The sequence below is a fragment of the Rhodopirellula sp. JB055 genome (genome assembly GCF_043100905.1).
Taxonomy (GTDB): Bacteria; Planctomycetota; Planctomycetia; order Pirellulales; family Pirellulaceae; genus Rhodopirellula.
In genome coordinates, this window is the sequence record NZ_JBICHO010000148.1 from 1 (window position 1) to 25,687 (window position 25,687).

The 25,687-nt window shown below is 55.9% G+C and carries 19 protein-coding genes and 1 pseudogene; 9 read left to right on the forward strand and 11 right to left on the reverse strand.

What is annotated here, in order from left to right:
* Positions 1 to 86: 86 nt before the first annotated feature.
* Positions 87 to 1,310 (reverse strand): annotated as a pseudogene (glpK, locus tag ACF8AM_RS06120) (glycerol kinase GlpK); the annotation flags it as partial.
* A gap of 237 nt (positions 1,311 to 1,547) precedes the next feature.
* Between glpK and ACF8AM_RS06125 the strand changes: the two are divergent.
* Positions 1,548 to 1,700, forward strand: coding sequence for a hypothetical protein (locus tag ACF8AM_RS06125; protein ID WP_392554774.1), 153 nt, complete (start codon positions 1,548 to 1,550; stop codon positions 1,698 to 1,700).
* A gap of 179 nt (positions 1,701 to 1,879) precedes the next feature.
* Here ACF8AM_RS06125 and ACF8AM_RS06130 read toward each other — a convergent pair whose 3' ends face one another.
* From ACF8AM_RS06130 to ACF8AM_RS06145, 4 genes are all read right to left on the reverse strand, one after another.
* Complete coding sequence (locus tag ACF8AM_RS06130) at positions 1,880 to 3,319, reverse strand: sulfatase (RefSeq protein ID WP_392554775.1); 1,440 nt, start codon at positions 3,317 to 3,319, stop codon at positions 1,880 to 1,882.
* 103 nt (positions 3,320 to 3,422) lie between these two features.
* Complete coding sequence (locus ACF8AM_RS06135; RefSeq protein ID WP_392554776.1) at positions 3,423 to 4,421, reverse strand: SDR family oxidoreductase; 999 nt, start codon at positions 4,419 to 4,421, stop codon at positions 3,423 to 3,425.
* Between the two features lie 170 nt (positions 4,422 to 4,591).
* Positions 4,592 to 5,101 carry a flagellar export chaperone FliS gene (fliS, locus tag ACF8AM_RS06140; protein WP_392554777.1) on the reverse strand — a complete coding sequence of 170 codons (510 nt, stop codon included), beginning with the start codon at positions 5,099 to 5,101 and terminating at the stop codon, positions 4,592 to 4,594.
* Between the two features lie 534 nt (positions 5,102 to 5,635).
* The gene (locus ACF8AM_RS06145) at positions 5,636 to 7,675 is read right to left on the reverse strand and encodes a flagellin (protein WP_392554778.1); all 2,040 of its coding nucleotides are present in this window, start codon (positions 7,673 to 7,675) and stop codon (positions 5,636 to 5,638) included.
* A gap of 331 nt (positions 7,676 to 8,006) precedes the next feature.
* Between ACF8AM_RS06145 and ACF8AM_RS06150 the strand changes: the two genes are divergently transcribed.
* The 3 genes from ACF8AM_RS06150 (at position 8,007) to ACF8AM_RS06160 (ending at position 10,584) form a co-directional block, all read left to right on the forward strand.
* On the forward strand, positions 8,007 to 8,426 hold the full coding sequence (locus tag ACF8AM_RS06150; protein ID WP_392554779.1) for a bifunctional nuclease family protein: 420 nt from the start codon (positions 8,007 to 8,009) through the stop codon (positions 8,424 to 8,426).
* A gap of 74 nt (positions 8,427 to 8,500) precedes the next feature.
* Positions 8,501 to 9,352 (forward strand): pantoate--beta-alanine ligase, encoded by an 852-nt coding sequence (gene panC, locus ACF8AM_RS06155; RefSeq protein ID WP_392554790.1) that lies wholly within the window; start codon positions 8,501 to 8,503, stop codon positions 9,350 to 9,352.
* 263 nt (positions 9,353 to 9,615) lie between these two features.
* On the forward strand, positions 9,616 to 10,584 hold the full coding sequence (locus tag ACF8AM_RS06160; protein ID WP_392554780.1) for a UDP-glucuronic acid decarboxylase family protein: 969 nt from the start codon (positions 9,616 to 9,618) through the stop codon (positions 10,582 to 10,584).
* 65 nt (positions 10,585 to 10,649) lie between these two features.
* On the opposite strand, the gene ACF8AM_RS06165 is transcribed toward ACF8AM_RS06160, so the two are convergent.
* Together ACF8AM_RS06165 and ACF8AM_RS06170 are read right to left on the reverse strand one after the other, a co-directional pair.
* Positions 10,650 to 11,813: an FtsX-like permease family protein gene (locus tag ACF8AM_RS06165; protein WP_392554781.1), complete on the reverse strand. Its 1,164-nt coding sequence runs from the start codon at positions 11,811 to 11,813 to the stop codon at positions 10,650 to 10,652.
* A gap of 80 nt (positions 11,814 to 11,893) precedes the next feature.
* Positions 11,894 to 13,096, reverse strand: coding sequence for an ABC exporter membrane fusion protein (locus tag ACF8AM_RS06170; RefSeq protein WP_392554782.1), 1,203 nt, complete (start codon positions 13,094 to 13,096; stop codon positions 11,894 to 11,896).
* Between the two features lie 170 nt (positions 13,097 to 13,266).
* On the opposite strand from ACF8AM_RS06170, the gene ACF8AM_RS06175 reads away from it, so the two are divergent.
* Positions 13,267 to 14,460 (forward strand): ATP-binding cassette domain-containing protein, encoded by a 1,194-nt coding sequence (locus ACF8AM_RS06175; RefSeq protein WP_392554783.1) that lies wholly within the window; start codon positions 13,267 to 13,269, stop codon positions 14,458 to 14,460.
* A 148-nt stretch (positions 14,461 to 14,608) separates the two neighbouring features.
* Here ACF8AM_RS06175 and ACF8AM_RS06180 read toward each other — a convergent pair whose 3' ends face one another.
* The gene (locus ACF8AM_RS06180) at positions 14,609 to 15,571 is read right to left on the reverse strand and encodes an RNA polymerase sigma factor RpoD/SigA (protein WP_392554791.1); all 963 of its coding nucleotides are present in this window, start codon (positions 15,569 to 15,571) and stop codon (positions 14,609 to 14,611) included.
* Positions 15,572 to 16,067: 496 nt separating this feature from the next.
* Between ACF8AM_RS06180 and ACF8AM_RS06185 the strand changes: the two genes are divergently transcribed.
* From ACF8AM_RS06185 to ACF8AM_RS06200, 4 genes are all read left to right on the forward strand, one after another.
* The gene (locus ACF8AM_RS06185; protein WP_392554784.1) at positions 16,068 to 17,582 is read left to right on the forward strand and encodes an MFS transporter; all 1,515 of its coding nucleotides are present in this window, start codon (positions 16,068 to 16,070) and stop codon (positions 17,580 to 17,582) included.
* Positions 17,583 to 17,716: 134 nt separating this feature from the next.
* The gene (locus tag ACF8AM_RS06190) at positions 17,717 to 18,136 is read left to right on the forward strand and encodes an OsmC family protein (RefSeq protein ID WP_392554785.1); all 420 of its coding nucleotides are present in this window, start codon (positions 17,717 to 17,719) and stop codon (positions 18,134 to 18,136) included.
* Positions 18,137 to 18,223: 87 nt separating this feature from the next.
* Complete coding sequence (locus tag ACF8AM_RS06195; protein WP_392554786.1) at positions 18,224 to 19,618, forward strand: beta-ketoacyl-[acyl-carrier-protein] synthase family protein; 1,395 nt, start codon at positions 18,224 to 18,226, stop codon at positions 19,616 to 19,618.
* A 227-nt stretch (positions 19,619 to 19,845) separates the two neighbouring features.
* Complete coding sequence (locus ACF8AM_RS06200; RefSeq protein ID WP_392554787.1) at positions 19,846 to 20,559, forward strand: hypothetical protein; 714 nt, start codon at positions 19,846 to 19,848, stop codon at positions 20,557 to 20,559.
* 488 nt (positions 20,560 to 21,047) lie between these two features.
* Here the strand turns inward: ACF8AM_RS06200 and speA are convergent, their stop codons facing one another.
* The 3 genes from speA to ACF8AM_RS06215 form a co-directional block, all read right to left on the reverse strand.
* On the reverse strand, positions 21,048 to 23,054 hold the full coding sequence (speA, locus tag ACF8AM_RS06205; RefSeq protein ID WP_392554788.1) for a biosynthetic arginine decarboxylase: 2,007 nt from the start codon (positions 23,052 to 23,054) through the stop codon (positions 21,048 to 21,050).
* A 43-nt stretch (positions 23,055 to 23,097) separates the two neighbouring features.
* Positions 23,098 to 23,637: a hypothetical protein gene (locus ACF8AM_RS06210; protein WP_392554789.1), complete on the reverse strand. Its 540-nt coding sequence runs from the start codon at positions 23,635 to 23,637 to the stop codon at positions 23,098 to 23,100.
* A 167-nt stretch (positions 23,638 to 23,804) separates the two neighbouring features.
* Complete coding sequence (locus ACF8AM_RS06215; RefSeq protein WP_392554792.1) at positions 23,805 to 24,773, reverse strand: FAD:protein FMN transferase; 969 nt, start codon at positions 24,771 to 24,773, stop codon at positions 23,805 to 23,807.
* Between the last annotated feature and the right edge of the window lie 914 nt (positions 24,774 to 25,687).

Here is a 25,687-nt window from a genome sequence, read left to right on the forward strand (position 1 = left end):
GTGGTGTTTTCGTGGGGTTGGCCCCCCCCCGCGGGGCCTCTTTTTTGGCCCGTTTTCAACTCAATATTTTTCTGTGGGGGCCCCCCCCCCCCCTCGACTCGCAGTTCTTCGATTGGGACGCCGGAATCCTTTCGCATTGCATCCAGCACATCGGCGACTTGAAACGCAATGCCTTCAAGTGCAGCGCGAGCGATGTGGGCCTTGGTGGTTCCGCGGGTCAAACCCACGAGAATCCCACGTGCGTAGGAATCCCAGTGTGGCGCGCCGAGACCAGCAAAGGCTGGAACGAGATATACGCCGTCTGTGTCGTCGACACTGGATGCCAGCGACTCAACTTCCGAGGAAGAATCGATAATCCCCAGCCCGTCTCGCAACCACTGCACAATCGCACCAGCGATGAAGATGCTGCCCTCAAACGCATACTGTTTTCTGTCGCGATTCCAACAAGCGACCGTTGTCAACAAACGCGAGGGTGAAGGGGAAGGTGTTTCGCCGATGTTCATCAGCATGAAACAACCGGTGCCGTAAGTGTTCTTGGCCATTCCAGGTTTGGTGCAGTTCTGGCCAAACAGAGCTGACTGCTGGTCACCGGCCGCACCGCCCAGTGGAATGGATTTGCCAAACAAAGAAGGTTCCGTTTCCCCAAACACGTGGCTGGAAGGATGAACTTCTGGAAGCAAGGCTTTGGGAACACCGAACAACTCGAGCAGTTCCTCATCCCACTTGCCCGTGTGGATGTTCCACAGCATCGTTCGAGACGCGTTGGTGACATCGGTCGCGTGGACTTTCCCGCCCGTTAGTTTCCAAAACAACCAACTGTCGATGGTTCCAAACGCGAGTTCTCCTTTTTCGGCTCGCTCTCTTGCGCCCGGCACGTGCTTGATGATCCAGCTCAATTTCGTCGCGCAGAAGTACGCGTCGATGACCAGTCCCGACTAGCTTTGGACCAATTCGGACTGGCCCGCTTCGCGAAGAACATCGCAATCGGGCGCGGTTCGTCGATCTTGACAAACGATCGCGTTGTGGTTCGGTTCGCCGGTGGTCCGGTCCCACACCAAAGTGGTTTCGCGCTGATTGGTGATTCCGATGGCATGCACGTCCGACGCGTCCATGTCGTGCTGCTGAAGCACTTCCTGAGCAACCGCCAATTGCGTTTGCCAAATCTCATTCGCGTCGTGTTCCACCCACCCTGGTTTGGGGTAGAACTGAGTGAATTCCTTTTGCGTCATTCCGATGATCGATCCATCGTGAGCAAACAAGATCGCTCGACAACTTGTTGTTCCTTGATCCAGTGCCAAAATTGCCTTCATCGAAAGTTTCCGCCCAGTGGATTCGTGGTCATGGATGCCTGTCGCTTTGTGATTCTAACGGATTCGCTATCAGTTCAATGCCCGTTGCAGTGCACAGTCCGCTAGACTGGAGTCATGGTGTCGAATTCGCGGGCTCTAGTGGACCGAGGTGTGACGATGTCGAAGATCCAAAGAATGGCAGAATCGGTTTTGCCAGCCGCTTGGTTTGTTCGTGTCCGTGATTCGTCGAAAAGGTGGATGATCCGTTGTCCACAGTGCCACCGAGAGCAGTCGGTTTGGGACGTCGGCGGAATCCGTTGCGGGGCAGCTTCAGTTGGAAAGCGGATTCCCGCCCACTGCGAATACTGCGGCAACGTGAACGCGAGCTTGTACTACCAAGACGATGAATGAAGTCTGTTGGTGACATCGCTCAATTCCGTGTCATACGCGGCAACGGACAGATGCAATCCGACGCAGACGATCTAATTTCTGCGTCGCTCGACCTCTCCCCAAACTTCGTTTCGGGAGAGGTGCATCATAGTGAAACCCGCTAAAACGCCGCCTCGATCAACTGCACACCTTCGTTGTGCTCAGTGATTCAAGTCGTTGGCTCGGAGATCGGCCAGTTTTTCAGTCAACCGTGACTTCATGTCTGCGACGACGTTGGCGTGATCAGGCAAATTCGCGAGGTTGTTGAACTGCTTGGGATCCTTCTGCATGTCGAACAGTTCGATTCCGCCGGACGCATCTTCTTTGTACTGAATGAATGCCCAGCGATCCGTTCGCAAAAGAAACCCTTTGCGCATCGGAGCAACACAGAATGCTGCGTCGCGAACGGAGTGCGTTGGATCGTCCAGCATCTCGGAAATGTCTTTGCCTTGGACATGCTGCGGAACCTGCAAATCGCAAAGGTTTGCCAGAGTTGGGTACAGGTCCAACATCTCCACCAGGCTGTCGCAGACGCCGGGCAATTTACCGGGAACTTTGATGATCAAAGGAACTTGCGAGGATTCGTCTCTGAGCGAAACCTTGGCCCAGAAGTCGTGTTCGCCCAAGTGGTAGCCATGGTCACTGGTGAAAACAACGATCGTGTTCTCTTCTTGCCCTGATTCTCGAAGTGCTGCCAGCACTTTGCCGACTTGGGCATCCATGTATGCGACGGACGCGTAGTAGCCGCCGACGGCTTTACGTTGTCGGCGAAGGTCCATCTTCATGTTGCGGCTGGTTTTGTAGTTGATGCCCAACGTGGGGATGTCATCCCAGTCGTCGTCAACACGTTCTGGCAAAGAAAGCTTTTCAAACGGTTTGAACGGCGGAAAGTAGGTTGCGGGAGCGACAAAGGGAACGTGAGGGCGCACAAACCCAACGCCCAACCAAAATGGTTGTTCACGCCTTTTACGGATCAGTTCCGAGGCCTTCGCCGCGGTTTTTCCGTCCGAGTGAACGTCGTCTCCACCGTCCGCTTCAACGACCACAAACGTGTTGCCTCCAACAACCGGGCGAGTTCCGTCAGGGTTGTTCTCCAGTGTTTCGCCATCACCTGCTGCTTTCCATTCGGGGCCTTGGCTGTTGAAACGTTCCGTCCAAGAAATCGGGTCATCGGAACCGTCACCGCCAGATTCGATTCCGCCAGGCACGCCCATGTGATAGATCTTGCTCACGCGGGCGGTGTAATAGCCCTGGTCTTTAAAACACTGCGGCCAAGTCTGTCGATCACCAATCTGCGGACGAGGGCTCTTGTACCCCAGCACACCGGTAGCATGGGGATAGTAACCCGACAAGAACGACGCTCGAGAGGGGCCGCAATAGGTCGCTTGGCAATAGGCCCGTGTGAATCGAGTTCCTTCGGCGGCCAACGAGTCAATGTTGGGAGTCTGGCAAACTTGGTTTCCGTAGCAAGAGAGCGCTGTGGAGGTGAGGTCGTCCGAGATGATGAACAAAACGTTCATCGGCTGCTTGGCGGTGGTCTGCCCGCCGACGGCAAGTTGCATTGGGGCGACCAGAATCAGCGACAGCATCCAAAGACGCATGGGAGTTTCCTCTGCTAGCGGAAAGAAAATCAACGGGCGTCGCAATCGTAAGCCGATTCAGCGATGGACGTTTCTCAGTGCGGCGGGGCTGAACGAAAGCGGATCAATCTTTGGAGCAGATGCCGCGGTAGTACTCGATGCTTTGCCGCAGTCCTTCGGTCATGTCCACGGTTGGTTCAAACCCGAGTCGCGAGCGGATTTGGTTGGTGTCCGCTAATGAATCACGAACGTCACCGGCACGTGGCGGTTCATGAATCGGTTGAATATCGCCCTGCAGCAAGTCGCGAAGCGTGTCGAGCAACTCCAGCAACGTGGTGCGTTGCCCCCGACCCACATTGAAGGTTCCGCCCGCCGCGTCCTTGACCGTCGCTGCCAGCATATTCGCGTTGGCAACATCTCGCACAAACACGAAGTCTCTGGATTGCTGGCCATCCCCGTAGATGATGGGACGTTCGCCGCTGAGAATCATCGAGACGAAACGCGGAATCACGGCGCTGTATTCGCTTTGTGGATCCTGTCTTGGACCGAACACATTGAAGTAGCGGAGCACGACCGTTTCGATTGGGAATTCACGCTGAAAGACTTGGCAATAGTTTTCCGACGACAGCTTTGCCGCTGCGTAAGGCGACAAGGGGGCAGGCATGTCGTCCTCTCGCTTGGCAACGTAGGGCGAGTTCCCGTACACCGCACTGGTCGACGAGAGCACGAATCGTTTGGCTCCTGCAGCAGCGCCTGCGGCCAGCAACTCGACGGTGCTGGTGGTCGTCCATTCGTGGCACAAGCCCGGTTCTCGCATGCTGCGTGGAACGCTGGCCATCGCGGCAAAGTGGAAGATATGATCGACGTCCTCGACGGCCTTCTGGACGCAACTGCGATCAGCGGCATCACCCTCGATGAACGTCAAATGATTCTGATTTGGCCCCGCCAGAAAGGGTTCCAAATTGTGACGAAAGCCCGTGCTGAGATTGTCAAGGGCCACGACATGGGCGCCTGCATCGAGCAAGCGTTCCGCCATCTGCGAGCCGATGAATCCTGCTGCGCCCGTGACCAAGCAACGCGTTCCAGCGAGTTCTTCGATTGCGGTTTCAAGCGTGGACGACATAGCACAACAGGCCGGTAGCGTTGGAAAACGAAGCGGCGTCCGGCCTGAAGGATGGGCGAATCTTTCCTTGATTCAGCCAGTCACGACGGTCGCTTTTGTGTGAGCAGACCGGTTATGGAAACGTTGTCAATGCATCGCTTTGCGATGTGCACGTTGAGGGCAGATCGTGATCAGCCCTGCAGGTTCAATCCGCCGTTGTCCGAAAGCACTTCCGCGATGCGTTTGTTGGACGCTGATTTGTCGGATCCTTCTTGAGCACAAACCATTCGCCAGGTTTCAGCTTCGGTTTCTAAAACCAATCGAATTTCATCGATCATCGATGAATCGCCATTCTTTTCGGCCGCAATCAGGTGTTGGCACAAGAACACGTAAAGATCGGAAACGGTCCGGCAGACTTCGACGGACTTGTCAGTAACTCCGGAGAGCAATTCCGACAACAATTCGAGCAGTTTCAGTGAATACTCGTTCGTCCCGCGTTTCCCAGGCTGGGAATTCCAGTGATGGGCCAAGTGACGCGAGACTTCGACGGCTCGCTCAATCAACATCAGACGCAATCGCGCTGGCGAAGCCGTTTGCACCATGGATTCGAGGTACGCATCGCCGCTGCGCCGACCGAAATTTTCCACGCCTTCGCTGAGTGGCTTCGGTCCGGTCGGAAGTGGCGTCGATTGGGACGACATTTCGCTCGTGCCGTTTTGCGGGTCGATCGATGTCACTGAAGAAGATTCGTCGCCCACATGATTCATTGGGGGTGGGAAGAAGGAGTCTGCCGTGTTGTACATCGGGTTTCCGGTTGCGGGAATTGGAAACTGGCACGCAGGATGATTTCCGGCATGCAGCGTATCAGTTATCGACTTGAATACGTTGATTCTTCATCGAAAGACATCGGGTGGGGCACAGTCAGACCGAAACACAACGAACCGCTTCCCTCGTCAAAAGAAAGAAATTCGTTGCTGCGTTATTCGTCTAGTTGAAGATGCGCGATGAATAGCGACGCGGCCCGGGAAAGTTGTGCAATCGGTCCAGGTTTACATTTGTCAATTCGCATAACCCAACCTCACCAGCGAGGCTCCAAGAGGGACTGCAAAATCGAATGTGTTCTGTGACGACAGCAAAAAAGCAGAAACGAACCGTGGTTCGCTCCTGCTTTCGTTTTTGCTTGAATGTTTTGGGCTGGCCTGCCATCAAAGTGGCAGGTCAAGCCGAAGAGTTGATTAACCCAGCAACGACAACACGTTTCGTGGGTTTTGGTTGGCCAGCGATAGCACGTTGGTACCGGACTGAACCAGGATCTGAGCACGAGTCAAGTTGGCCGATTCTTGTGCGAAGTCGGCGTCACGGATCGAGCTTTCAGCTTCTTGCAGGTTGGCTTTGGTTTCGTTGAGTGATACCAAGTTGCTTTCCAGGGTCGTGCTTTGGAACGAACCGAGACGACCACGCAAGCCAACGACCTTGCCGATGACTTCATCGATGACCTTGGCGGCTCCTTCGACGTCGTTGGTCAGGCTTTTGGATTGGCCGCTGCCCAACTCGTAAAGACGACCGGACGCACCGCCCAACTTACCAGTTGAAACGCTGCCAATGCCGAGGCTCGCTTGTTGCGTGCTGGTCACGTCTGGACCCAGTTGGAACGTTGCTCCACCACCGGTGATGCTGAAGCTGAAGTTCGTCGAGCTTCCGTCGTCAACCGTCAAGCTCAAGTCCAATGAGCTGGTGTTGATCGACAGGCTGTTTCCGTTGCCGTTGGCGGTCACACCGTTGACGGTGGCAACGATGTCGGCACCGGTCGAACGCACGTTGTCCAGGCTCGCTTCAAACGTTCCACCATCACCTTCGCTGATGACGTCGATGTTGACCAATGCATCGCTACCGTAGGTCGTTGACGTGAACTCCAAACCGTTCGTGGCATCGGCTTCGACGCCGGTGCTGTCAGACACCAAGTTGATCGCGGCAGCAATTTGATCCTTGCTGGTGCCGGCACCGAAATTGAACGTCTCGGCTCCGTTCTCGCCGTTGAGCTGGAAGACCAAGTCAGCGTTCAGGACTTCGCCACCCGTGTTCCCGGTGTCCAAGCTGTCGATGCCATCGGTGATGTCGACTTGAGCGTCTGCGTTGGCAGTCACGTTGAAGGCTTGTTCGCCATCAATTTGGACCGCTTCGATTGCTGTTGCGAGAGCGGATGCGTCTTGAGGAGCACTGCTGTCGACGGTAACCGTCAGCACCTTTTGCTCTTCATCGTACGAAGCTTCGTTCGCAGCACCGGATACAAAGTTGATCGAAACGTTGTTGAAGTCCGACCCCAGCGACGCGGCATCAATCTGCAGTGCGGCTCCATTGGTGTCGACCGTCGCTGCGGTTGCGGCGGCTGGGGTACCGGCCCCCGTGGAACCTGTCGCGACAAAACCTTCAAGGGAGTTGATCGCTGCCTGCACCACATCGGCGTCGACGTCCGCATCGACTTCACCTGGATTCGCTGAATCTCCATCGAAGTTGCCACTGATCGTCAGCACGCCGGTATCGGCATCGAACGAAGCGGAGCCTGCCCCGCTTGCTGTCTTGTCATTGTCAATGACGATGCTGGTCAAACCTTCACCGGTGATGTCGATGGTTTCACCACCGATATTCTGGGCGGCTGTTCCAACATCAGGTGTACTCGCCGTTGCATTTGCAGCCGTGGTGAATCCCGAATCGCTGGCGGTTGCACTGGCTTGCGTTGCAGCCGAGTTGATGACCACTTCCACGTCGATTTGACCGGTTGTGCCGAGGTTGGCTTGATCAATCGAGATGTCGCTGAGGCTGCTCACGCTGTTTGCGGTGCTGACAAAGTCTTGCGAACCGTCGAGCAACTTCCGACCTTGGAAGGTCGTCGTTTGTGCGATTCGGTTGATGGCTTCGAGCGAGCTGTCGATCTGCAACTGGTTAGCGGCGATTTCTTCGTTGCTCAAGGCACCCGAGTTGGCTGCTTCGACGACCAAGCCACGGACGTCGTTGAGCAAGTTGCTGACTTGGCCCAGTGCGCTGTCGGCGGTACTGATGATCTGACTAGCACGTTGCGTGTTGCTGATCGATTTGGTGAGACCGGTGATTTCGCTACGAAGTGCTTCACTAGCCAGCAACCCGGCGGGGTCGTCGCTACCCGAGTTGATCCGAAGACCGGTGCTCAAGCGAGTCAAAGATGTTTGCAAGTCACTGTTGCTGCTTTGGAGACGGTTTTGTGCGACCAAAGAAGAAACGTTGGTGTTGATCCGAGTCATGTTATTTATCCCAAAGATGGGTTGATGTTGAGTAGAAGGGGCCAACCAGTGGGGTGCCGAAGCAACGGAGTGACCCTGGACGAAAAGCACTTGGCTCTGCATCCACCTCAAACATGGGCCGCGTTTTGAGAACGTGCGTTGGGTGCAACCCCAAATTCGTTGGCCCCTAGAAAATCCCCTGCCTGCTACCGGCACAACCGGAACAATCCGAGATCCTCATCATGGAAGCCGCCGAGGGGCTGCGATATCATGCAGGAGTCGAGCCTGAAAACTCGGCCCATGCGAACCCTTTGATTCGCGTGATTCCTGGATCCTTTCGGCGAATTTTTTCATGACCGTCCAAATGCAACTCGCTCGGATCATCATTTCCGAGCTAACCGACAATCAAGTCATTTATCTCAAGGAAGTCGACGGCACTCGCCAATTCCCGATCATGATTGGCATTTTCGAAGCGACCAACATCGATCGACGGGTGAAAAACGACTACGTGCCCCCCCGTCCATTAACGCACGATTTGATCGTCAACGTCGCTGAATCACTCGACGCGACCATCGAACAGGTCGTGATCAGCGATTTGTCGGAGCACACGTACTTCGCTCAACTGCATCTGAGAACCAACAGCGGTGAACTGATCGAAGTCGATGCCCGACCAAGCGACGCGATCGCGGTCGCCGTCACATTCGATCCGCCGTTGCCAATTTTTGTCTCCGAAGAGGTCCTCGATGGAGTCACGGGGCCCAACAACGATTGACCGAATTGTCATTCAAAATGAATGGCTTTGACTTGCATATCCGCCCCCGTCCGCACCTTGATCCAGGCCCCACGTTGCAAACGTTTTCGACCATTGATTCCATGCGAACATGGTGTCGCCAACAATCCCTCGAACAACGAACCATCGGTTTGGTGCCAACGATGGGGGCGCTACACGATGGACATCTGTTTCTGGTTGAAGCGGCCAAGCAACGTTGCGACCACTGCGTCACTAGCATCTTCGTCAACCCAACTCAGTTCGCCGCTCACGAAGACCTGGATCTCTACCCGCGTCCGCTCGATGAGGACCTTGCGAAGCTCGAACGGGCGGGCGTCGAGGCCGTTTTTTTGCCATCGGCAGAAGAGATGTACCCGCAACAAGAAGGGCAGACCGCGACAACGGTGCAGCCTTCCTCCGTCGCATTGCCGCTGGAAGGCGTCCACCGGCCGGAACATTTTGTCGGTGTTGCGACGGTGGTGCTGAAACTGTTCCAGGCCGCTCCGTCAGACTTCGCATTCTTCGGCCGCAAAGACTTTCAACAGCTCTGTGTGATCGAGCACATGGTGCGAGACCTGAATTTGCCGACGCGGATTGTGCCCTGCGAAATCGTCCGCGAACCAGACGGTTTGGCGATGAGCAGCCGCAATCGATATCTCTCCGAGGGCGAACGTGAGCGAGCGTTATGTTTGTCTCGGTCCCTTAACAAAGTGGAACATGCATTTCGTGAAGGCGAACGCGACACAAAACGGCTCGAATCGATCCTTGCGGCGCATTTGTCCGATTGTGACAGCGTTGATTACGCTGTGGTGGTAGATCGAGAGAGCTTGCTGCCGATGCCTCAGGTCATGCAAAACGCAGTCGCGCTGATTGCGGCTCGGATTGGATCGACTCGATTGATTGACAACCGCGAACTGCAGGTCGATTGAACCCGAGCCAGCAGGCACGTGTACGCCATCGCATTCCGCGTAAAACGCATGTCCTGAATTGTCGCTGGGCGGCTCCAATGAGTCGCCGATTTCTGCAAACATTGCGGCTGCCTGAACCGAGCCAGCGGTTAGAGTTGCCCGTGCACAGACGCGCGACGTTGGAACTTGGCTTGACGACGAAGCCACTGGACTGTTCCGTTTTCGCAACTTGGTTGCATTTTTGACTTCTAACCGACGACGGTTTTCTGAAAACGGCTTGATTGATGATTCAACGCATATTGGTAACGGGCGGCGCGGGCTTTTTGGGTTCGCATTTGTGTGAGCGATTGGTGAGCGATGGTCACGATGTGATTTGCTTGGACAATTTTTTCACCAGTCAAAAATCCAACGTCGTGCACCTGCTCGACAAGCCGAACTTTGAACTGATTCGGCACGACATCACTCTGCCGATTCATCTGGAGGTCGACCAGATCTACAACATGGCCTGTCCCGCCGCTCCAGGACACTACCAATTCAATCCCATCAAAACGATCAAAACCAGTGTGATGGGGTCGATCAACATGCTTGGGATTGCCAAGCGATGTGGGGCCAGGATTTTGCAGGCCAGCACGAGCGAAGTGTACGGCGACCCCGAACAACACCCGCAAACGGAATCTTACCGTGGCAGCGTCAATCCGATCGGGATTCGGGCGTGCTACGACGAAGGCAAACGCGTCGCCGAAACTTTGTTCATGGACTACCACCGCAGCAACCGCGTGGATGTCCGGATTGTTCGGATCTTCAACACCTACGGTCCGCGGATGCACCCCTTTGACGGACGCGTTGTCGCGAACTTCATCCGCCAAGCGTTGGCGGGAGATGACATCACCATCTTTGGTGACGGTTCGCAAACCCGGTCCTTCTGTTACCGAGATGACTTGGTGGACGTGATCATCCGGATGATGAACTGCGATGGGTTCATCGGGCCAGTGAATATCGGCAACCCACACGAGTTCACGATTCGACAGCTTGCGGAAAAAACGATCGAACTGACTGGATCGAGCAGCAAACTGATCGAAGCGCCGTTGCCATCGGACGATCCGACGCGACGTCGTCCGGACATTTCACTGGCCAAGGAAAAACTCGGTTGGGAACCAAAGATCGAGTTGGACCAAGGGCTGCAGCACACAATTGATTGGTTCAAAACAATTGACTTGGGTGACTACCGTCCGCCAACTCCCAACTTCAGTTGAACGTAGGCCGATCTTGCAAATCGCATCCCGCGATCTGATTGAGCGGACGCACAATCCGCAGCACATCAGAACAAATTCGCGGGTTCCGCTCGAATCAATTTGCGAATCGCGATCAGTCCGGCTGCATTGCACATCAGCAATGACAACCCCGCAACTAGCAGCAACCACGTGAAGGTCATGCGGATCGGGATGCCCGCGAGCGCTGACGTGATGGCGTAGAGCAAAAGCGCAGCCAGGACGGATGGCGGAAAGGCAATCGTTGCGAGCAGAGTCGACTGGGTTAGCAACGTTTTGATCAGAAACCCCGTCCCGTACCCCATCGCTTTAAGCGTCGCGTATTCACTGAGGTGGGCTTGCACATCAGAAGCCAAAATCATGTAGCTGATCACGCCGCCCACCACGACGGCCAACGCCACGCCCATTGCGAAGATCATTCCAATGGGTGTCTGGGTGTACCATCGCCAACGTTCTGCCGTTTTGGCTTCGTCGATCGTCATCACGGTGGCACTGGACGCGGGCCCGGCGAGCGAATTCAAACGCCCGGCAACCATATGGCGTCCTCTTTCTTGAGTCACGCCTTGATTCAAACGAATCAGCAACAGCGAAACCTGGTCGTCGCTACTGCCCGGAACAAGCTTTCGAAACGTCTCCCGCGTGCATAGCAACGCTCCGTTCGCGGCCAATCCGGTGCCCAAATGGAACGTGCCCACGATTTTCGCGGGCGTGCCGAAAACATCCGCAACGGTTCCGATGTCTTCTGGTCCAAAGTTTTCACCGTTTTGTGGCCCGAAATCAGCTTTGGTGGCATCGTCAACCAAGACAGCTCCGGCGACCGACAACTCACGCCGTACCTCCCTTGTCAATTCCGGCAGGTCAAACGCTGGGGCGTCCAAGTCGATTCCCATCACCGCGATCGCTCGCGGGTTCTGGTTGACGGGATTGGTCCACTGGGTCACACCGATGTCCAGTGGAATCGCATCGTCCACTTCGTCAATGGATTTCAACCATGGCCGCAATTCGTTTTGCGTGGTGGACGCATCGTAGACATGCAAGTAGTCCGGTGAACGGACCAGCAAATCGCACGGCATTTGGTCCAGCAAAACGGTCGCGGTGTCGCCGACACTGCCCAGGAACCCGAGTTGCATGAACATCAACAGGATCGCGAATCCAATCCCGCAAATCGAAACCACCGTGCGAATCCACATGTGACTCAGATTGGACCACGCCAACGACGTTCGTTTTCCACCAAGACGTTTGCGGCGTCGGCGGGTTGGAGTCGACTTTGGCCTCGCAATATTTTCCGTCTCCGTCACGATTTCGCTGCCGACGCAACTGCGGCTGATTTTGCGGAATGCCCCGTTTTGATTTCGACGTCAACTTGCAGCTCGATCAAACGGCTGGCGGCCTCGGCGTCCTTGGAGTCGATCGCGATTTCTATATCGGCGGAATAGCGATCCACCGCGGCCATCGGGTAGGGGCTGGCCAACGTCGGTGCGGCGATCAAGGAGTGAATGCGTTGAACGCTGCCATGCAGTGGATTCCGCAACGCGGGCGAAGTGATGATGGCGGGCTGGCCGATTTCGACGCGTGAAAGATCGGCGACATTGACTTCCGCCAAGCAGATCATTTCGTTGGTGTTGGCCAGATGCATCAAAGGCGATACCCCCGTCGCGGTTCCGATGGTCGCGTCGATCCGTAACACACGTCCTTTCGTCGGTGCGACCAACCGAGATGTCGCGACGTTGTACTTCAGCAGTTCAATCTGTTGCTTGAGCGACTCCAGCGAAGCGGACTGTTCCGCTGCAATCAACGACAATTCCGTCGCTCGGATTTCCTGCTCGGCTGAATCGACCGCAAACTGTCCTTCGTCAATCGCGTCTTGAGCATCACGCAACGCCGAGTCGTACCGTGCCTGCGATTCGCTGACCTTCAACGCTTCGGCGTCCAAGGCGTTTTCCGAAACCAGACGCTGTCGCGCCGCGTCACGCGAGGCTGATTCCAACTGACGCAAACGACGCAGTCCCAAATCGGCGGCTTGTTTCAATAGATTCAATTCCCCGCCTTCAGCTTTGGATTCTTTGAATCGCTTCTGTGCGTCCTTCAGTTTCGACTCAGCTTGCTTCAACGAAGAACGTGCCACTTGCAGTTTGGCTTCTCCTGCGGAGCGTTCTGCGGCAATGCGCCGTCGGGCTTCGTCCAGTTTGGTTTGAGCGATGGTCAGTTCGAGTTGCCGAGCCGGCAGACTTTCCAAGTCCATCAAAACGGTTCCGGCGGAGACATCTTGTCCCGATTCGACATGAATCTTGGCGACGCGATCTCCCGGGGCCGCCATGACCGCCAAAATTCCACCGCGTGGTTCGAGCGTCCCAAGCGCCATCACGCGTTGCAGTGCCACTGTCTGTGTTGGCTTGTCCGGCGTCGTCGCGAGGTTGGAATCAGAGCTGGTTTGTCCTCCGCAGCCGCACGCCAACGCGAAGACACCGATTGCAAGTGGGAGGGGCAATCGGATCACGCCCGGTTGGTTCGACCCTGCGGAGATCGGTTGCTTAGCTTGGGGCACGTGGAACAACTGCGGAAACGAGGTGACATGGATTCGTGACAAGTTGCTAAGGTAACGTTTTTCCGCTCCGCCAGGCCATCGCGATTGAAGGGTCTGGCACGCAAAATGTCCTGAAAATTCGCGTGAAAATTCCCTTTCGAAACGAAAACTCCCATGGCACGAGCGGTGTTCGTGCTCCCGCTTCGCGTGGGATCACCCCTGAGCTCGCTTTGGACGGGTCCGCTGCGATCGATGTTCGCGGCGTGAATCACTACTACGGGACCGGTGATGCGCGGAAACAGGTGCTACACGACAACCATCTGCAGGTTCAACCGGGCGAGATCGTGATCATGACCGGGCAATCTGGCTCCGGCAAAACCACCTTGCTGACCTTGATCGGCACGTTGCGTCGTGTCCAAGAGGGGCAACTTCACGTTCTCGGACATCCGTTGCACGATCTTTCGCAGACCAACATTGGCTCTCTTCGCAAACGCCTGGGTTTCATTTTCCAAGCACACAACTTGTTCGGATCGTTGACTGCGTTACAGAACGTCCGCATGGCGTTGGAACTGCAACCGAACCGGTCGTCTCGCAAAGCTGAAAACGAACGCTGTGCAGAAATGTTGACCGCCGTGGGGCTGGGCGATCGAATCCAGTACAAACCCAGCGGTCTGTCCGGCGGTCAAAAACAACGGGTCGCGGTGGCGCGTGGTTTGGTGCATCAACCTGACATTCTGTTGGCGGATGAGCCCACCGCGGCGCTGGATGAAGAATCGGGGCGGCAAGTCGTCACGTTGTTTCAGCGTGAGGCTCGCGAGCGCGGCGTGGCGATTGTGATCGTGACTCACGACAACCGAATCTTGGACGTGGCGGATCGCATCGTGAAGATGGACTTCGGGAAGATCGCCCGAGACACCAACCTGAGCGAAGCCGCGGTGCTAGGAGAAATGCTGTCACAGTGCAGCGTGTTCTCCGGGGTCGCCATCAGCACCTTGACGGAATTGTCACGCAGCATGACGCGAACCGAACACGGGCCGGGCGACCGAATCGTGACGTACGGCGACGTCGGCGATCGATTCTATTTGATCCGCGAAGGCACCGTTTCCGTGAAGCAGCCCACCCAACCCGGCGGCAACGATTTTCGCGAAGTCGCGGAACTGACCGAGGGAGCCTATTTCGGGGAAACCGCGTTGTTGACCGGAGAACCTCGCAACGCTCACGTGGATGCGAAGACCGAAACGGTGACTTACAGCCTGGATGCACCCACGTTTGCGGACGTGATGAGCCAACGAAAGTCCATCGAGGAAGAGGTTCGCAGTTCGTTGTTCGCCGAGTGAACCGGCGTCGACTGAATCATCGTCGATGGACCTTTTTCCCGCACTCGCACCGTTCGCGATTGTTTTCAGGACCGCGTTCGCCGTTGAGCTGGAAACGACGTGCCGTGCGGATCTGATTTTGCGTCGGGTGCGAGTTGCCGCGTTGGCGTCAGAAACCGCGTTCGCGGGGATCGGTCAACCCATCGGCCAGTCGACGCAGGGCTTCCGTTTCGATTTGCCGAACGCGTTCACGAGTCAGCCCAAGTTCGGCGCCGATTTCCTTCAACGTCATTGGCTCGACACCGCCCAGCCCGAATCGCAGCTTGAGGACAGTTGATTCTCGGTCTTCCAAATCACCCAGCAAGCTCATCGCGTGTTTGAGGATGTCGTGATCGAGCATTTCCTCATCGGGAGCCTTCAGGCGTTCGTCCTGCACCATGTCGCCCAGTGACCAACCCGCCTCGGTTTGATCGCTTTGCGGCGTCGAGTTGTTGATCTTGATCGCCTTGCGAATGATCGGCAACTTCTTTTTGGGCAGTCCGAGAACCCGTGCGACTTCTTCGTTGGTGGGCGTTCGTCCCAGTTCGTCGTTCAATCGCGCCGTCGCTCGCCGCCATTTGCTCAACAACTCAACCATGTACGCCGGAATGCGAATGGTTTTCGCGGAGTTGATCAGAGCGCGTTTGATCGACTGCTTGATCCAGTAGCTCGCGTAGGTGCTGAAACGCGTGCCGTGAGCTGGGTCAAAACCTTCGACCGCTCGTAACAAACCAAGGTTGCCTTCCTCGATCAAATCTTGAAGTCCGAGTCCCTTGCCGGTGTAGCCTCGAGAGATGTTCACGACCAATCGCAGGTTCGCTCGAACCATCTGATCGCGAGCCATCACATCGCCTTGTGCAATGCGAGCCGCGAGTTCGAGTTCTTCCGCTGCGGTCAGCAACGGCGTCTCGTTGATTTCGCGAAGGTAGGTTTCCAAAGGCGATTGTGCGGCTTCACTTCGGCGTGTCGGCGTCTTGCGTCGACTCTTCTTTAGCAGCGCGAGTTCGTCCTGCTCCAGAGATTCGGAAAAAGTCATCGGTGGCGATCCGGTCGGGAAAGGGAGGTGGTTCCGACAAATCACGAGTCGATGCATCACTGCGACGGGTGCGTCATCAACCCGAACGCGTTCACGAGTGTGCAGAGGCAAATGGGAGGTGCCAATGAACGGAACGCTTTGGAGTCAACGACGACAAACGTCATCCAAAGTGTGATGCCAACAACGACGCGGGGAGAGATCGGTCGGGAGTTGATCACAAATGGTTTCGACCAATTCCAGCCCCAAAAAACAGAGCTTGTTAAAACGTTCCGCTTGTGACGATGAAACCGAACTCGCGGGTCAGGCAAGAGCCGGGTTTGCTGCGGCCCCAGTGTGTCGTGTGAACAGAGGCAACCGCCGTTCAACGAACCATCGGGTGTGGCAAGCTGAAGCAAACGAATCGATTTTGATCGCGGGGCCCTTCCAGAGTCTTGCCGGAGCGATTTTATGTCGCTCAAGACCGATTCCTCGCGAATCGGAATGCAACTATACTGCCGCAATCCTGGCGTCAACAGCCGTTTAGTCGCCCCTACAACATTCCCAAGAGATGCCGATGGACAATCGCAAGAAACTGCTAGTCGCTGGAATTCTAACCCTCATTGCCGCCGGGATTGGTTTTGGGGTCCGTGGTGGTTTGCTAGGCATTTGGGCGGGGCAATACGGATTCACCATGACCGAACTCGGACAAATCACCGGCGGTGGTTTGGTTGGCTTTGGCGTTGTGATCCTGTTCGCTGGATTCTTGATCGACGTGATCGGTTACAAGAAGTTGTTGATGGCGGCTTTGGTTTGCCACGTTGTCTCGGCTGCCATGCTGTTCGCAGCCACGCCGGTTTTCAACGCCAGCGGAAAGGACGCGGTTTACGCGATTCTGTATTGGTCAATGTTCATTTTCGCGGTCGGGAACGGCATCTGCGAAGCGGTGATCAACCCGCTGACTGCCACTTTGTTCCCCGACCAAAAGACGCACTATCTGAACATCCTTCACGCCGGTTGGCCGGCGGGCTTGGTGCTGGGTGGTTTGATCGTGTTCGCCTCCGGAATCGTCGCATGGGAAATCTTGATGGCGACGTTCTTGATCCCCGTATTGATCTATGGATTCATCGTGCTGACGGAGCCGTTTCCGCAAACGGCTGCTCAAGGCGGTGACATCTCTTACGGCGGGATGATCAGCCGTTTGATCGGTCCATTCTTCCTGATTTTGCTGGTCGCACACGCATTGGTCGGTTATGTCGAATTGGGGACTGACAGTTGGATCAACAAAATCACCGGCAGCATTCTTAACAGTGAAAGCACCGGAACCACTCTGTTCATCTACACGTCTTTGTTGATGACCATTTTGCGATTCTTCGCCGGTCCAATCGTTCACCGGATCTCGTCGCTTGGTCTGCTCATGGTCAGTGCTGTCATTGGTGCCTGCGGCCTTTACCTGATCAGTATCGGTACGAACGTCGGGTTCATGTTCTTGGCAGCATCCGTTTACGCCGTTGGCAAAACCTTCTTGTGGCCGACCATGCTCGGTGTTTTGGGTGAACGTTATCCCAAAAGTGCGACGGTCGGCATGGCCATCATGGGCTGTGTTGGGATGCTCTCGGCTGGTTTGTTGGGTGGTCCCGGCATTGGCTACAAACAGGACTACTACGCTTCTCAGCAGTTGGAAGAGACGGCCCCCGAGACGTTCGAGCGAGTCAAAGCACCGAACGAAAACAAGTTCTTGGTGTTCCCAGCGATCACCGGTTTGGATGGTGCTAAATCAAAGATGATCCAGGACTCAGGTGCCGCCATCGAAGCGGACCGCGAACTGGCTGGCGATGACTGGGAAGACGCCAAGTATGAAGAACTGCGCAAGCAATACACTTGGTGGGAAACAAACAAAGAATTTGCTGCGGTCGACAGTGAACCAGTCTCGGCGGCGACGTTGTACGGTAGCCGTATGGCACTCCGCGTGACCGCTTTGGTCCCTTGCACGATGGCAGTTCTGTACCTGATTCTGATCGTCGCCTTCAAAGCGCCCAAGCATGAGAACGAAGAGTTGGTTGCGGAACTGGAAGCCGAAGCGCCAGCTTGATCGACCAAACATCGACCGGTTGAACAACCGATTGACAATCACCAAACTCGCGGGCGGAACTTGATTCCGTCCGCGTTTTTTGTTGGTTGGTCGCCCGGCCGGCTTTTGCCCCTCGCTCTTTTTGGATGTGACGCATGTCTGTTGAAATCACTGCGGTTTACCAAGGCCAACTTCACTGCGAAGCCACGCATGGCCCCAGCGGAACGAAATTGCTCACCGACGCGCCCACCGACAACGGTGGCCGGGGTGCCTCGTTCTCGCCATCGGATCTGGTCGCCACCGCCCTGGGTACCTGTGTCATGACAATCATGGGATTGGTTGCCGATCGGCACCAGCTTGACTTGAGTGGAACCGCCATTCGAGTCGAAAAGGAAATGGCGAGCACTCCGGTTCGCAGAATTGCCAGCCTCAAGACCCTGGTCACTTTTCCGGCTGGTTTGGATTTGCAACCGGAAATGCGAGATCGACTGGTTGCAGCGGCTCGGAAATGCCCCGTTCATCAGAGTTTGCATCCAGACATCGACGCGCCAATTGATTTTGTCGGCCTAGATTGACAGGCACCGTCTGGTTTCAAGCCTTCGATCGGATCATACTGCTGCCACCCGCTTGTCCCGTTTTCTCCTGTTTTGACCGATTCTTTCATGAACCGCAGTGACATCGTGATCACCGGCGTCGGTGTGGTTTCATCGATTGGTTTGGGGCGGGAAGCCTTCACGCAATCGCTGCTCGAAGCGAAGAGCGGAGTCATCGAGTTGGTTGATTCCACCGAAAAGGATCGGAACGCAACGGCAAGATTCCAATTCGAACAAGGCGACTCCGGTGAAACACGGCCCGAATCGAAGATCGAAATCGGCGCACCGATCACCGAATTTGACCCCAAGCAATACGTCAAACCGCGAAAAGCGTTGAAGGTGATGTGCCGCGAGATTCAAACCTCTTTCGCCGCCTCGCAAATGGCGATTGAGGACGCGGGGTTGTCTTCGTTGCTTCCCGCGGAAGAGGCTGAGCAAGCCGCAAAGTCCGGACGCATCGCGGTCGATCGGATCGGCACCGTGTTCGGCAGCGAAATGCTGTACGGCGATCCAGAGGAACTGGCCGATGCGTTCGCCGCGTGCAAGACTGAGGGCAATGAAATTGATCGGTCGAAGTTCGGGAACGCCGCGATGCGATCGATCACCCCTCTGTGGATGCTGAAGTACCTGCCCAATATGCCGGCGTGTCACGTAGGCATTGCGGTTAATTCGCATGGACCCAACAACACACTGACCGTCGGAGACGTGTCGGGAAGCAATGCTGTGTTGGAATCCTGTGGCTACCTGCGTCGTGGGATCGCTGACGTGATGGTTGCTGCCGCGGCCGGCTCACGGATGAACACGACTCGCACAATGTTTACTGAGGACCAGCCGCTTGCCAAAGCGTTTGATCCGGTTGAACGCAGCAGTCGCCCTCACGCGAAAGAAGCTGGTGGAATCGTTCGTGGGGAAGGCGCCGCGTGTCTAATTTTGGAAACGTCCGAGTCAGCCTCTGCCGGAAATCGTGAACCGATCGCGAAAGTCCTGGGGATGGCCTCTCGTTTTGTCCCGTCGGCGGCGTTTGTGGCAGGGCAATTCACCAGTTCATCGGAAGAGAATGCGGGGCGTGGCTCCGCCGCAGCCATAGAGGCTGCTATTCAAGGCGCGTTGTCAGACGCGGAATTGACCGCCGAAGACATCGGATTGGTGGTCGGCCACGGGATGGGCGACCCTGTCATTGACGCGCAGGAAGCGACTGCACTTAAAAATGCGTTGCCCGAAGTGCCGGTGACTTTGCCGATTGGGGTGTTAGGGCACACCGGCGCAGCGACCGGAATGCTGGGGCTCATTTCAGCAGTTGTCGCCGCGCAGCGAGGAATCACGCCGCCGGTGGCTCACGCTGGCGAATGCAATGAGTCGCTGAACATTGTCACCCACGCGGCTCCGCTGGCCAAACCGAATGTTATGGCGATCTCTCACACCTCGCACGGATCGGCAACGGCTGTCATCGTTTCCGCGACTTGAAGAAAAGTTTGTCAGCCGTTGTGATTTTGACAAGCGTGTCACGCGACCGCTTCCAACGAGAACTTGAGAGCAATGTTGCGACTTCTTCGTGGGGGCCCGTGAACCGGTGCCGAAGTCAACTCAGACAGACGCGTGAGGCGGTCCTCGCGTCGATCGAACAGTCAACGGCCCATTCGCCGTGAACGATTCGTCCTGTGCATCCTCCCAATGCCAACATGAGTGACGCGATGACAAAGACAAAATTCGAATTGATTCTGCGAGTCGGCGTTGCCCTGCTCGGTTTCGCTGCCGTGACATGGTCGGCATCCTCGGCACACGCCATTGATGGCACTGAACTGACCAGTCGCAAGGCGATTTGGGCACCTCTACTGCCCAGTTTCCAAGGTGATTCAGGCGATTCGGTTGGTTTCATGACCGACATTCGTGGCCATCATCGCTTCGATGGGTATCGAACCAGCGTGGAAGGCAATTTCACTTACGCCGTCTCGGATGACACCGAGATGTATGGCTTTGACGCCGTCATGCGAGACACGTGGACCTTCGGCGTTCACGATTTGTCGGCCGGGACCGGCTACAGCCAAATGGAATGGAAGCAGGAGATCAGCGACAACGAACTGGACAACTCCTATCGCGGTGCGGTCATCGTCGCTGGATGGGAAACCGTCTTCGGCCGTCGTCCAGTTTGGGTTGACTTGCGTCTGGGGCTGTACGATTTGGATGGCCAATTTGTCAGCAGCGATGGTTTGACCAGTGATTCAAACAACAAGTTCACGACCACTTACGGCATCGACGTCAAACATGACATCTGCGTCTGGGGCATTCCGGGTCGCACCGTGTTCGGAATCGACTACTTGGCGGACTACGCCACCTGGGACGGCGCCAACATGGGCTTCGATGACGCGGTCGTGTTGAAAGCCGGTTTCGAGCTTTTGCTGTATTGAACAATCAAGCAGGGATCATAGGACGTCGCGACTGATTCATTCGGTCGCGGTCGGGAACACGTCGTCACATCCGGACCGACGGTGTGATGTAGAAGTTCAGTTCAAGACGTCACATTGAAAAGACAACCACAGCAGAAAGAGCGTGTGCAAATCATTTTGTGCACGCTCTTTTTTCGTTCCAGGATGCCGGTCTGAACTGCGCCTCGACTCAAGTGTGAACGGGCACTGGGGCCGTCTCATGGTGTGTCGGTTGAAGATCGCGGGGCGGAAATTCGACGACGTTGTTTAGACCCAATGCAATTCCTGTCAATCTCGAACGCTGCCGTGCCCGCGGAGCAATTCCACGTTGTCCACGTCGAACGGCGACAGCAAAACGCGATGCGCATTGCGGTGTCGATATCGATACCAGTTCAAAAAGCGTGAAGATGAGAACGAAGGAACGCGAACCGTGGCCCTGCCCTGTTATGAGGCCAGAGCTGGTTCGCAAATCATTTTGTGCGCGTCGACAAATACGTGTAACCGCCGAGCGCGCGTTCGTACGCCGCGACGGTCTCGCCGGCTTGTTGATGATCGATCTTACCCATGCCAATCGCTGTTTCGACCGAGTCCTGCAGGTTCTCAATCAATTCACGGTCTTCGTATTGCACGTACCCCAAGACCTCCGACACGGTGTCCCCTTTGACGATCGATCGAACCTTGGTCACTCCATCTTCGATATCCACGTGAACCGCATGCGTGTCGCCAAATAGATTGTGCAGGTCGCCTAGGATCTCCTGATAAGCCCCCACCATGAACACAGCCAATTGGTAGGGCTCACCTGATTTCAGTGGGTGCAGCATCAGTGTGTTTTGTTGATCACCTCCGCAAACGAAGGAGTCGACTTTGCCATCGCTATCGCAGGTAATATCGCCTAGCACCGCGTGTCGAGTCGGCTTTTCAAGCAACCGATGAATGGGCATGATGGGAAACAGTTGGTCGATCGCCCAGGAATCCGGCATCGACTGAAACAACGAAAAATTCGCGAAGTAAATGTCTGACAGCATTCGATCGAGATGCTTCAAGTCATCTGGACGCTCCTCCATCGATTCGGCCAGTTCGCGCACGCGGTGACAGATCGCGAAATAGAGGTTCTCTGCGGCCACGCGTTGTTCTAGCGGCAGGTAACCACCGCTGAACAAGTTCATGCAGAGATCCAGCGAGACTTGCGCGTCGTGGAACGTCTCCATCATGTTGGCCAGGGTCATATCAACATATCCGTCCCACAGGTCATGCACCGGTTGTTCGTACGATTTCGGTGGGCCTTCCATTTCGGATGTTTCAATTGCCCCTATCGAATTCATCTCGATACCACCGTGTTCCGGTGAGACCGGTTCACCCTCGACCTTGGCCCATGCCGGAAGATTCGCAACGCCTTGAGAAGTCACGCCGAGCGTCTCCATCACCAACACGCTGTGATGAGCCGCCACAGCACGGCCAGACTCCGAAATCAATTCGGGGTGTGGCACTCCGGCTTCGTCGCAAACGGTTTGGGTGTGATAGACGACGTCATTGGCGTACTCCTGCATGGTGTAGTTCATGCTCGATTCACTGTCACTTCGGGAACCGTCGTAGTCGACTCCCAGTCCACCGCCGACGTCGAGGTAACGCATCCCGGCACCGCGACGTACCAAGTCAACGTAGATACGTGCTGCCTCCATGATCGCTGATTTGAGCTGGCGTATGTTGCCAATTTGGCTGCCGACATGAAAGTGCAGCAACTGCAGGCAATCGCCCATGTCCATCGCGATCAAGCGGTCCAGTTGATCGAGCAGCTCAGCAACAGTTAAACCGAACTTGCTGCGGTATCCGCCGCTGGCCTGCCAACGGCCGCTGCCGCGAGTTGCCAGCTTGACTCGCACTCCGATGGTGGGGCGTACGCCGATGTCTTTGGCAACGTCCAGGATTAAGTCCAGCTCGCTGACCTTTTCTACCACTGGCAACACAGCTCTCCCGAGGCGTTGCGCCAGAAGCGCCAACCGAATGAACTCTTCGTCTTTGAAACCGTTGCAAACGACCGGGACGCTCGCGTCACCCATCGCGACTGCGGCGACCAGTTCAGGTTTGCTGCCGGCTTCAATGCCGAACCCCAACCGGGCGCCTTCACTGACGATTTGTTGGACGACTTCTCGTTGTTGATTGACCTTGATCGGAAACACGCAGCGGTAGCGGTTTTGATATGCGTGGTCGCGAATCGCGTTTTTGAAACACTCGTCCAGTTGTCGCAAACGGTCCCGCAGAATCCCGTTGAAACGCAGCAAAACCGGCAGGTCCAGATTCCGCTGTCCCAAACGATCGACCAACTGTTTCAGGTCAATGCTGCGGGATGGATCCCGGTCCGGTGAAACCAACACCGTTCCCGTGTCGGAAATGGAAAAGTAACCGCCACCCCAGCGGTCGATGTCGTACATTCGGGACGCGTCATCTCGCGTCCAATTGGAATCCAAAACCGAGCTCACCCAGAGTTTCCTGTGTAAGAAATTTTCGTTCGAAGCATCAAACTCAGAATTGCACCTCTTTGACGCCTCTCGCACCAGTGGGCAACTTCCCAGTTACAGTGATTTCTGTGATCGGATAGCGCCCCGGAACCCAAAATTGACTGCTCTTGGTCGCAAACGCCGCTTGGCGGAGAACCAAAGTTTCACCGACCTCAAGGGGTTTGTCTTGGTACAGAAAGTACTGGCCGTTCAGATTCATGGTGATGTTGGGTATTTCAAAGTCGGCTTCGTTCGTGACCACCACCACATCATCCAGCAACTTCGAGTTGCCTTCCACGGTCAACAACGGACGTCGGTCGATCAAAATTTCGACCGGTAGATCGTGCTCGCTGGCTTTTCCAAAGATCACCGCGTAAAGAGTCAGCCCAAACAACGGCACGAAACAGACCGTCGCCAATGCGATGAAGAGGCCTCGCCGGGACAGTTGCGGCGTTGGCGCGATCGATCGCGGGGGATCATGGACCGCCGAATTGGGATCGAGTTCCACTGGATTGGCGGACGAAGGGTTGCTCGAAGAGGGAATGCTGGGGTGAGAATCAGACATGAGAGTTCGCCAGCGAGGACGATGCGATGATGAAGGGAAGGCGGCCAGGGAATCGGAAACAAACGTTGGAACCACGCATTCGGTCTCTTGCTGATCGCCGATTTTGCGTGAGCTTGTGCGAGCCGAAGACGTTTGCTCGGACCGACCGTGAAATGGTGGAACGTTGATCAAGTGTCGTGCCAGATCAAGGGGCCCGCCCGGTCAATCACGACCTCATCCTGGCGTTTACCGGCACCGATCAAGACCAAACCGATGCCGTGTTCCGCAGCATACGCTTTCGCGTCCTCGTTTCCCATGACAAACAAAGCGGTCGACAAGGCGTCCGCGTCAACTGCGTTGGCCGTTGTCAGCGTTAATGACAACCACTGGCCAGCGGGGTATCCCGTGCGAGGATCGATCACATGGCCGTATCGTTTGCCCTGGTGGTGAAAGAACTGCTTGCCGCTGCCGCTGGTCGACAACGCTTCGTCTCGCAGCCAAAGTCCGCCGAGCCGACGGCCTGGACGTGTGGGATGGGACACGCCGACCAGCCATCCGGCGGGGCGGTCTTCATCGGCCACGGTCGGATCCTCCGCTGACAGCCCAACTGGATTCTGATCTCCTGCCGCCAGAACGCTGCTGTGACCAGCGTGAATCAGAAAGTCCTGGAGCCCATCAGCACGCAAGGCAGCGGCCAAAACATCGATCGCGTGCCCCTTGCCGATCGCACCCAGGTTCAGCGACATGTCTTTCAAGCCAAAACGCACGGTACGATTTTCAGGGTCCAAAATCAGTTGCTTCCACCCAACGCGTTGCCGAGCCGCATTGATTTCGTCTGGTTTGGGTTTGCGACCGTTCCGTTTCGTGAATCCCCAAATTTCCACCAGAGGCCCGGCGGTGATGTCGAAGGCGCCCTCAGTCTGCTCGGCCAGAGCAGTTGCTTTTTGCAACAGATCGAACGTGGATCGCTTCAAGTGAACGGGGTGTTCAAAGGCTAATGCGTTGATGCGTGCGATCTCGCTGTCATCGCGATAGACCGTGAGCGTTCGCTCGATCTCTTCAATCGATTCGAGGTGCCGCAACACAACGTCCGCGACCGAGCGATTGCCGACCCGTTGATTCTCATCCGGTACCAGCACCACAAAGTCGCATGCCATCGCACGATGCTTCAATTCCAACAACTCAATCTTCCTTCTGTGCCAGCCTTTTCAATGTTCGCGGCCGTTCATTGGCCGGCGACACATGATAGGGGCAAGGTCACTCGATTGGGAAACCCCGACAACTCACGTGACAATTCCCCGCACCTGCCGCGGTGAAGAACGAATGGGGTTCGAGAGCAGGCCGCGTGGAAAACGATGCATCTGAAACGGAGTCAGGGGATATTCCAGATGTCCGTCGACCCGATCGCTACCTTCTTGGGTCTCGGTTCGATGGTCGGTGAAGAATCTTGCCCTTGGTTGTTGCGCACCGCACATTCCCGCCGCCAACATCACAACTGCCAGGCTGATTCGAATCCGTGGGGGCAAGAGCATGATAGAAACTCTCCTTGAAGACTCAGAACGCGTACGAGTGGGCGTTCGAACGAACACGGGTCGGCGGGATTGTCGGCAGAATCATGTGATTCGATTGGGCGTTGGTTCCGGTCGCAGGTGGGAACAGCGACGTTTGTCAAAAAGATGCGTAGGTGGGGTGTGGGATCATGCAAATTCTCTCCCGTGAAGATTCGCCGTGCAAGACAAACGACAACAACCAGCGAGAATTCAAGAAATCCAGGTGAATGTTGTGGCAGGTCTGCGATCCGTAGGAGGCAGCAAGTTTCGTCCGCAACGTCAATCTGGAATGTAGCGGGCCAGGGTGGCGACGTAAAACGTCTTCATGGTTTGGTCCTCTTGGAATGTGCGAAATTGAGACACCGCAAGGCGGGAGGCCTCGCGACGTGGGGCATCGTTGGCATTCGTTTCCTACGCGTTGGTCAACCGGCCTAGCGGAAGTCTTCTTGAAGCGGGCGTCCTCGCTGTTTCGCAGGTCGCGGTGGATCGCGGCGTATAGCGTCGCGTCGGGTGTCTTGTCG

What these genes read in the sequence shown, in the direction of transcription:
- ACF8AM_RS06125 (WP_392554774.1), top strand. Translation starts at nt 1,548, where the DNA reads ATGATCCGTTGTCCACAGTGCCACCGAGAGCAGTCGGTTTGGGACGTC.
- ACF8AM_RS06130 (WP_392554775.1), bottom strand. Translation starts at nt 3,319, where the DNA reads ATGCGTCTTTGGATGCTGTCGCTGATTCTGGTCGCCCCAATGCAACTT.
- ACF8AM_RS06135 (WP_392554776.1), bottom strand. Translation starts at nt 4,421, where the DNA reads ATGTCGTCCACGCTTGAAACCGCAATCGAAGAACTCGCTGGAACGCGT.
- fliS (WP_392554777.1), bottom strand. Translation starts at nt 5,101, where the DNA reads ATGTCGTCCCAATCGACGCCACTTCCGACCGGACCGAAGCCACTCAGC.
- ACF8AM_RS06145 (WP_392554778.1), bottom strand. Translation starts at nt 7,675, where the DNA reads ATGACTCGGATCAACACCAACGTTTCTTCTTTGGTCGCACAAAACCGT.
- ACF8AM_RS06150 (WP_392554779.1), top strand. Translation starts at nt 8,007, where the DNA reads ATGACCGTCCAAATGCAACTCGCTCGGATCATCATTTCCGAGCTAACC.
- ACF8AM_RS06160 (WP_392554780.1), top strand. Translation starts at nt 9,616, where the DNA reads ATGATTCAACGCATATTGGTAACGGGCGGCGCGGGCTTTTTGGGTTCG.
- ACF8AM_RS06180 (WP_392554791.1), bottom strand. Translation starts at nt 15,571, where the DNA reads ATGCATCGACTCGTGATTTGTCGGAACCACCTCCCTTTCCCGACCGGA.
- ACF8AM_RS06185 (WP_392554784.1), top strand. Translation starts at nt 16,068, where the DNA reads ATGGACAATCGCAAGAAACTGCTAGTCGCTGGAATTCTAACCCTCATT.
- ACF8AM_RS06190 (WP_392554785.1), top strand. Translation starts at nt 17,717, where the DNA reads ATGTCTGTTGAAATCACTGCGGTTTACCAAGGCCAACTTCACTGCGAA.
- ACF8AM_RS06195 (WP_392554786.1), top strand. Translation starts at nt 18,224, where the DNA reads ATGAACCGCAGTGACATCGTGATCACCGGCGTCGGTGTGGTTTCATCG.
- ACF8AM_RS06200 (WP_392554787.1), top strand. Translation starts at nt 19,846, where the DNA reads ATGACAAAGACAAAATTCGAATTGATTCTGCGAGTCGGCGTTGCCCTG.
- ACF8AM_RS06210 (WP_392554789.1), bottom strand. Translation starts at nt 23,637, where the DNA reads ATGTCTGATTCTCACCCCAGCATTCCCTCTTCGAGCAACCCTTCGTCC.
- ACF8AM_RS06215 (WP_392554792.1), bottom strand. Translation starts at nt 24,773, where the DNA reads ATGGCATGCGACTTTGTGGTGCTGGTACCGGATGAGAATCAACGGGTC.